This window comes from Proteiniphilum sp. UBA5463 (assembly GCF_002427225.1).
Taxonomy (GTDB): domain Bacteria; phylum Bacteroidota; class Bacteroidia; order Bacteroidales; family Dysgonomonadaceae; genus Proteiniphilum; species Proteiniphilum propionicum.
This window is the reverse complement of record NZ_DIQL01000061.1, coordinates 1-7,515: the sequence shown is the minus strand read 5'-3', so window position 1 is coordinate 7,515 and position 7,515 is coordinate 1. Positions and strand designations below refer to the sequence as shown.

General features: G+C 41.9%; 9 protein-coding genes. All 9 read left to right on the top strand.

What is annotated here, in order from left to right; genetic code table 11:
- Positions 1-501 (top strand): hypothetical protein (locus tag B3B27_RS11225; RefSeq protein WP_286847465.1); only part of this gene is annotated, 501 nt, incomplete at its 5' end.
- Between the two features lie 352 nt (positions 502-853).
- The gene (locus tag B3B27_RS11220) at positions 854-1,189 is read left to right on the top strand and encodes a thioredoxin family protein (protein WP_286847464.1); all 336 of its coding nucleotides are present in this window, start codon (positions 854-856) and stop codon (positions 1,187-1,189) included.
- Positions 1,190-1,418: 229 nt separating this feature from the next.
- Positions 1,419-3,017: an ArnT family glycosyltransferase gene (locus B3B27_RS11215; protein WP_286847462.1), complete on the top strand. Its 1,599-nt coding sequence runs from the start codon at positions 1,419-1,421 to the stop codon at positions 3,015-3,017.
- Between the two features lie 199 nt (positions 3,018-3,216).
- Complete coding sequence (locus tag B3B27_RS11210) at positions 3,217-3,537, top strand: hypothetical protein (RefSeq protein WP_286847460.1); 321 nt, start codon at positions 3,217-3,219, stop codon at positions 3,535-3,537.
- Between the two features lie 60 nt (positions 3,538-3,597).
- Positions 3,598-4,242, top strand: a complete 645-nt coding sequence (locus B3B27_RS11205) for a hypothetical protein (RefSeq protein WP_286847459.1) — start codon at positions 3,598-3,600, stop codon at positions 4,240-4,242.
- Between the two features lie 60 nt (positions 4,243-4,302).
- Positions 4,303-4,905 carry a TetR/AcrR family transcriptional regulator gene (locus B3B27_RS11200; protein WP_286847457.1) on the top strand — a complete coding sequence of 201 codons (603 nt, stop codon included), beginning with the start codon at positions 4,303-4,305 and terminating at the stop codon, positions 4,903-4,905.
- A gap of 37 nt (positions 4,906-4,942) precedes the next feature.
- Positions 4,943-6,223 (top strand): TolC family protein, encoded by a 1,281-nt coding sequence (locus tag B3B27_RS11195; protein ID WP_286847455.1) that lies wholly within the window; start codon positions 4,943-4,945, stop codon positions 6,221-6,223.
- A gap of 225 nt (positions 6,224-6,448) precedes the next feature.
- Positions 6,449-7,345 (top strand): HlyD family secretion protein, encoded by an 897-nt coding sequence (locus B3B27_RS11190; RefSeq protein WP_286847454.1) that lies wholly within the window; start codon positions 6,449-6,451, stop codon positions 7,343-7,345.
- Between the two features lie 12 nt (positions 7,346-7,357).
- The coding region (locus B3B27_RS11185) for an ATP-binding cassette domain-containing protein (protein WP_286847468.1) at positions 7,358-7,515 on the top strand (158 nt) is incomplete at its 3' end.

The following is a 7,515-nucleotide window of genomic DNA, read 5'->3' as shown; positions in this document are numbered from 1 at the left end:
TTTCAGTACTCACTGCATACCGACAATTTCGTTCAACTGAAAAACGAAATCCCATTAAGCGTCCTGAAAATGAATTTCTACAAACCGTTACCGTTAACCCAAAAAATCTGCATCACTCCCCGCATCAACGCCAGGTATGTTATGAACGACAGTGTACCGCACATGTACCGCAACTTAGCGGGAGGCAGGTTCGACGGACATTACCTGCCTCAGCAGATATCCGTGCAGGGCTCTGCCGGCATGGAGTTTTTAAACAACATGGTGCTGTCGACGGATGTGGCATTGTATTATAATTTCACCCCGAAAAATTACCTCTACGCCAACATCAATTTCACCGCAGACAGCCATCACCTGCATCACCTGCTTGAAGGAAAATCTTACCTGGGGGCAAACTTAGGCTATTCCTACCTTTCGGTAGCCGGACCATTGCGGGTTGAACTGGGGTATTCCAGCCTCTCCAGGAGGTTTCACCCTTATCTTAGTTTCGGACATTACTTCTGACCGCGTAGTTGAAAGGCCCGCACATTGTGTTAATAAACCGGAAAGTTGCGTTAAATAATTCAAAATGTGTTGCATTTTTTAATTTCGATTGTATCTTTGTGAGTGATTACTCACTTACTTATTGTGAGATTAATTAATCGATTGTCATTTTATGTTTGGAATTTTAGTTTGTGTCTACTCACTTACTTTTAAATTCATGAGCAGTTGACACGTGCGAAAGTTGAGTTAATAATATTACAACAGTGTTTCTATGTCGTATAAAGTCTTTCAACTAAAATCCTGGCATTTCATTGTCGCTACAGTGATGTTTTACATCCTTACCGTGATTATTTCCGAGATCAGGATAAAACAAATGCCTTTGGCATCAGCGAAAACAAATTTAATTGAACTGGATGGAATAAAATTTGAAGACGATAACATTCGTTTTGTTTTTTTCCATGACAGCAACTCGATACTTTGCGAAAAAATGAGATTCAATATTGAACAGTTCATTGATAATGAGCCTTATATAATTTATTTTTACTCGATAGACATAAGCAAATACCCAAAAGCTTTTTACGAACACAATGTATCCGGCATTCCCAATATATTGGTTTTTAAGGGAAATAGAGAAGTAAAAAGAATTATGGGAATAGTGCCTTTTGAAAATTTAAAGATGATTGCGCAAACATTAAAAGAAGACGTATGAAGCGAGCGTATGCGTTTTTTAAAGAAAATTTATATGCCCTTTTATTTACAGTGTCGGGAATAATAACGGGCTACATTTACTGGGTTAACTGGGGTATGTATTACGGCACGCTCCCTCTCTCTTCGGAGTGTTGGGTAAATTGCACCTATGGGGGATTAATTGGTGGATTATTGGCAAGCGAACTCGCACGACACAATAAGCGGCTGCAAAAACAGAAAAATAAGTCTGCATGAAGAATAAATATATCTATTTAATCTGGTTTATCGCCCTGTTACCCACAATGATTTTACGCGATTTCACACCAAAAAATGAATTGCGTTACCTAAGCATTGTTGATGAAGCGCTTCGCAATGGGAATATCTTCACTTTTACCAACCAGGGTGAAATTTACGCGGATAAACCTCCTCTCCATTTCTGGCTGATGATGATCGGGAAGATGATTCTGGGTGAACACCGGATGTGGTATTATTCACTTTTATCGATTATTCCGGCATTTGTCGTGCTGACAACCCTGTCGAAATGGATCCGCAGGGAAGACGGGAAAAGCGGCCTGATTAAGAATGATGGAACAACAACCTCGCTGATGCTGATGACTACCGGGTTATTTACCGGTGTCACCCTGGTCGTCCGTATGGATATGCTGATGAACATGTTCATTGTTTTATCCTTGTACACTTTTTATAAAATGTTTCGGGGAGAAGGCCGGAAACGAGACGAATGGCTGTTTCCGGTGTTCGTTTTTCTGGCGCTCTTTTCAAAAGGGCCGTTGGGCATTTTGATTCCTTTTGTTTCAACCACCCTGTTTTTACTTTATCGCAAGAGATTATCCAATTTTAAAAAGTATTGGGGATGGAAGAGCTTGCTGATTATTCTGGCAGGCTGCATTATCTGGTTCACGGGAGTCTATCTTGAAGGCGGAAAAGAATACATCAATGACCTGTTGGTCCGCCAGACTATCGGCCGGGGAATCAACTCTTTTCACCATAAAGAACCTTTTTACTATTATGCGATTTCTATTTGGTATTCATTGGCGCCCTGGTCACTATTAACAATAGGGCTCATTGTTGCCGGTTTATATAAAAAAAAGATCAACCGTGTGTCGGAGAAATTTTTTGTTACAATAATCCTATCTACACTGGCGTTGCTGTCCCTGATCAGCTCTAAACTGGAAGTCTATTCACTACCGGTAATCCCCTTCATTATAGGCCTCTCCGTCTTACTGCTTAAAAAATTCAACCTGCAAGGCCGATGGATCAGATTAACTATAGCCATTCCAGCAGTGGCGCTGGTCTTTTCACTTCCGGTTGTTTTTTATCTAAACGTTGCCAAAGGGATGCACTATCTGGGTAATTGGCTCATTTATGCAGGAGTGGGAATATTCACGCTCACCGGATTATTCACCATTTATTTCATGTATCTGAAAAGAGATACCTACAAATCCATAAATACCCTGGCATTGGGAATCTTGTTGACAGTCTTCATCATCGGATGGTCTATACCGCAATTGAACAGTCAGCTTGGATGGAGAAATCTGTGCGAAAAAGCGGGAGAATTATCGAAGGAGCGTCAAATTTCGGACTATTGGGTGTATAACATCTCACGTGCCGAAAACATGGATGTTTACCTCGGAAAAGACATTGTAAAAAAAAGCAGGGAGGATATCCTGAAAGGGCCGCTCAAAAACAGGCTACTCATATTCCAGTCCAAGGATATAAAAAAAGATCCGGAGATACGCTCTGCCGTACAGAACGGGGAACAGTACAGGATAGGAAGATACAGGATTGTGGTCTTTCACAACGTTAATAAACCGGAAAGTTGCGTTAAATAATTCAAAATGTGTTGCATTTTTTAATTTCGATTGTATCTTTGTGAGTGATTGCTCACTTACTTATTATGAGATTAATTAATCGATTGTCATTTTATGTTTGGAATTTTAGTTGGAGTCTATTCACTTACTCTTCTCGGCATAAATTATTTGTTCATCAGTTTATGTTTGAATGTTGAAAATGGAGAAAAATAATCGGGATATGATTGAAAGGAAAGCATTCTTTATTTCCGGGGAGAGACTCACCAGTATTGAGCACAAAAAAAAGATATTGGTCATTTTTGATATGAGTCGGGATGAGGTTGTTGGTGTAGAAACCGTTGATATAGAGGATAGATTCGTTTCAACCGAAGAGTTGTTGCTCTTTCTTCAAAAAAAATATATTCGTGTAATTTATGTTTCGGAAATAGACAGTAAAACGGAAAATTTGTTTTTAGACTCCGGCCTGGTCGTGAAAACGTCCATGACGATAAAAAACGACAAACTATTTAATTCGCTCTATTTGTCTCCTCCGATTTTCTAAAAATGGATAAACAGTATAAAAATCAACTTATTCAATTACTAAAAAAAATCAAAAATCTCAATGAACATTACGATCTTACAAAGTACGCTTCTGGCATGGATGGTCTCTTTGGGCGCAAATCTATCTGCCCAAACCGACGAGTGGAAAACCGCACTCAGTAAAAATGGCAAAATAACGGCGAAATACAATTTTTCGTCGCGGATAAATGAAGACGACGATAAAGTCCCTGTAGTAAAAACTATTACTACAACAACAGAAAGTATCGGCATTGACAACTGTATCGCATTAATGAAAAATATTGCAAAGCATAAAGATTTCCGCGGAGAAAAATCGAGTAAACTCATCAATAAAATCTCAGAAAATGAATGGTCCATCTATTATTACAACGATGGAATGCTGCTTACCCCGGCAGTGGATGGTTCCTACCGAATGATACTTGAAGAAGACAGGAAAAATAAAACGGCCACGTTTACTCTTACGGCAGACCCTACATTGATTGAAAAGACGGACATGGCCCGCCTGACCTATGCAAAAGAGATCTATTCATTTAAGGAAGTAGAAGGGAATCAATTGGAAATAACCATCAAAACTACGGTTTCGCCGGGATTCAAAGTACCGTCTATGATGTTGAAAAAGGCATTTCCCAAAAAATCTTTCGATAATATGGAAAAATTCCTTGAAGCGGCAAAAAAGGAAGCGCCTTGATTGTGGAACTTTTGCCGGACAGGAATTTAGATAATTTTTATACGTACGCTAAAAGAAGGAATGATGATAGTACCCATGAACATTAAACCTAGGCAGCTGGAAATTATTGAAGCAACCGGAAAGCTGCTTACAACCTCCGGCATAAACGGCCTGACGATAAAAAACCTGGCCTCAGAAATGAATTTCTCGGAGAGCGCTATTTACAGGCATTTTTCCAGCAAAGAAGAGATCATTGTCACTCTGTTGAAATATTTAAATGAAAATGTAAACACAATCTTTAAAGAATCTTCAATATCGGGTGTTTTTGAAAAAGATTTTACTGCTCTCTTCAAGGAACTGACGTACTACTTTAAAGAGAATCCGTTCTATGTTGTCGTAGTATTCTCAGAAGGTCTTGTAAATGAGAGCGCCCAGATAGGTGAAAAGATTATACAATTAATGAATAGCCTGACAAAACATGCCCAGGCAATTATAAAGGAAGGTCAGGAGAAGGATCTGATAACCCGTTCGCTGACGTCGGAGCAGATCGTGGAGATTATCATTCCTGCCTTCAGGCATCAACTGTTCAGGTGGAAGATAAGCAATTTTGAATCGGACGTGGCACAGAGCATCGAATCTTTGGCAGGCTCACTGTTGCTGCTTCTGAAGGAGCGTACAGATTAAACGGATTACAACAATAAACAAATAAACAAATAAGAACATGAGATTAAAAATATTCCTCTTTTTTGCAGCATTGATCTGGCTGAACAGTTCGCTTGTATCGTCACAGGTTATCACACTGAGTGAGATTCAAAAGATGGCGGAAGCAAATTACCCGGCCATAGCGCGATACGACATCATTGAGAAAACAAAGGATTTCAGCATCGCGAATGCTAACCGGGGGTTTCTGCCGCAGGGCACAGTGAGTGCCCTGGCTACCTGGCAGTCCGATGTGACTTGGATAGATATGGAGATGCCGGAAGGGATACCGCCCCTCTATTTTCCAGTGCCCGACCAGGACCAGTACCGCGTGGTGGCAGAACTGAACCAGCTTATATGGGACGGAGGCAATATCTCAGCACAGAAAAAAAGTCTGAAAGCCGTTGCGGAAGTAGAAAAGAAGCAGTTGGACACAGAGGTTTACGCCCTGAGAGAGCGGGTAAATAATCTCTATTTCGGCATTCTGCTGATGAAGGGAAACCTGCTGCAACATGAGATCCTGGAAAATGAACTGCAGCGCAACTACGATAACGTGCAAACCTATGTGCAAAACGGCGTAGCTAACGACGTTGACTTGAGCACAGTAAAGGTAGAACAGCTGAAAGCAGGACAACAGCGGATTCAGTTGGAATCTACGTTAGATGCTTATATACGGATGTTATCCGTGCTCACCGGAGAACCGCTCGAAAAGAATACGACATTTGTAAAACCAAATCCCGAAGTAGAATTGATATCTCCCATCATCAATCGTCCCGAGTTAAAGATGTTCACCGCACAGGAGGAGGCCGCTGAATCGCAAAAATCGCTCCTGAAAGCCAAAAACATGCCAAAGTTGTCCGCCTTTGCACAGGGAGGTTACGGAAAACCGGGACTCAACATGTTCGACACCAAATTTTCCCCCTACTTTTTGGGAGGGATCCGCCTCTCATGGAACATTGGCAATCTATATACATACGGTAACGACAAGAAGAAGATCGATCTGCAAAAACAGTCGGTGAACACGCAAAAGGAGACTTTCCTGTATAATCTGAAAGTACAGATACCGCAGCAGCAGTTGGAGATTGAAAAATATAAAAAGACCATGCTGGACGATGACGAGATCATACGCCATCAAACGCTGATCCGTGAAGCTGCCGAGGTGAAAGTGGAAAACGGCACCCTGACGGTATCCGACCTGATGAAGGAAATCAATGCCGAGGAGGCAGTCAAACAAGCGAAAACATTGCATGAAGTTCAATACCTCATGTCGATCTATTCACTGAAACATACAATAAATCAATAAAATGGAGGCTGTCTATATGTGACTAAATCATCGTCTGACGATATTTTGCGACCCATTCTCGCTCGTGTCAACTAAAAGAGTAGAAACTCGCTTCGCTCAAACAACTACTCTTTTTTACGTTTATCGCGAGCTATGGGTATCCCGTAAATAGCTAAAAGGTCTCTGTTTTAGTCGCATAAGCTATCTGAGGATATCTACTAAAATTCAATAAAACAACATTAAACGATGAAACTATTTAGATTACTAACAACATTATCCGCCTTGTTCCTGCTCTTTTCATGCAGCAACGGCAAAGGCGACTATGACGCTACCGGATCGTTTGAAGCAACGGAAATTATCGTCTCATCACAGGCGAATGGACGCATTTTAGAGCTGGGGCTGAATGAGGGAGATCAGCTGGAACAAGGGCAAGAAGTGGGACTCATCGACAGCACCCAGCTCTATCTGCAAAAAATGTCCTTGCTCTCCAACGCGAAAGGTGTCCGTGCCCAGCAGCCCGATATAAAAGCGCAGACGGCAGCTTTACAGGAGCAAATCAAATCATTGGAGCGGGAAAAAGCACGGTTAGGGAGATTGGTTACCGCCAATGCCGCCAATCAGAAACAGCTGGACGACATTGACTCCCAATTGGAGGTTGTGAGGAGGCAGCTATCGGCGCTGACATCCACATTACAAAAAAGCAGTGATAATATTTCCGCACAAAGCTCCACGCTCGATATTCAGGTCGCACAACTGGAAGATCAACTGGACAAGACCCGTATCGTCAGCCCTATTTCGGGGACCGTACTCAACAGATATGCAGAGGCAGGTGAGCTGGCTACCATAGGTACTCCCCTATTCAAAATTGCCGATACCGGAATCCTATTCCTGAGGGCCTACGTGACAAATGATCAGCTGGCACAAATCAAACTGAACGGTGAGGTGACGGTACGGGTTGACGACGGGCACGGCGGAATGAAGTCATACAAGGGCCGGATCAACTGGATATCCGATAAATCGGAGTTTACTCCCAAGACCATTCAGACCAAGAATGAACGGGCTAACTTAGTGTATGCGCTGAAAATTGCCGTCCCGAACGATGGTTTCCTGAAGATCGGCATGTATGGAGAGGTTAAGCTTTAATTTGCAACAAAAATGATTGAAGTAAAGGATTTACATAAAAGTTACGGCAGGCAGGGTAAGGTGAATGCCCTGAACAGCATCTCTTTCACAGTAGATGACGGGGAGATATTCGGTGTGATTGGTCCGGACGGTGCCGGGAAATCGTCGCTCTTCCGGATCCTGGCATCACT